At 52.4% G+C, this 746-nt stretch carries 2 protein-coding genes; both read left to right on the top strand.

Annotated features, from left to right (window positions below; translation table 11 throughout):
* Positions 1-456 (top strand): phage tail sheath C-terminal domain-containing protein (locus tag NXS07_RS20515; protein ID WP_308686647.1); only part of this gene is annotated, 456 nt, incomplete at its 5' end.
* A 12-nt stretch (positions 457-468) separates the two neighbouring features.
* A partial coding sequence (locus NXS07_RS20510; protein WP_258087576.1) for a phage major tail tube protein occupies positions 469-746 on the top strand: 278 nt, incomplete at its 3' end.

Here is a 746-nt window from a genome sequence, read left to right as displayed (position 1 = left end):
GATATCTACTGGACATTACAGGGGACGGACACGGATGCCGACGACCTGAACAGTAAAGGCGTCACCACGTTAATTAAGCGTGACGGCTTCCGTTTCTGGGGCAACCGTACCTGCGATGCTGAGACGTATTTCTTTGAAGTGTACACACGTACCGCGCAGATACTGGCGGACATGATCGCTGAGGCGCATTTTTCCTATATCGACAAAACACTGACCCCGTCGTTGGTGAAAGACATTGTAGATGGCATCAACCGCAAAGGGGCGCAGTTGGTGACGGAAGGAAGGCTATTGGGCTTTGAATGCTGGTATGACCCGGCGGACAACCCCAAAGAAACCCTGCGTGATGGCAAGGCATTGATCCGCTACAAGTACACGCCCGTACCACCATTGGAAAACCTGCAACTGGTGCAGACGTTTACCGATGAATATTTCGCTGTTTTCGATCAGTTAGGCTAAGGGGATATCAGCATGGGGATGCCGAAAAAACTCTTTATGTTTGACGTCTTTATTGACGGTCAGACGTATCTGGGACAGGTAGAGGAGATCACAACGCCAAAGTTGACCCTCAAGACCGAAGATTATCAGGGGGCAGGAATGCCCGGCTCGGTGGCGGTTCTGATGGGCATGGATGGCGGCGCACTGGATATGGAAGTCACGATGGGCGGACTGGAAGCCCGCTTACTGAAAACGTGGGGCGGCAGAATTGACAGCCTGCAATTGCGTTTTGCGGGGTCGTACTATGACGA

This window comes from Xenorhabdus bovienii, from assembly GCF_024721015.1.
Lineage (GTDB): Bacteria > Pseudomonadota > Gammaproteobacteria > Enterobacterales > Enterobacteriaceae > Xenorhabdus > Xenorhabdus bovienii.
This window is presented reverse-complemented; position numbering and strand designations above follow the sequence as displayed.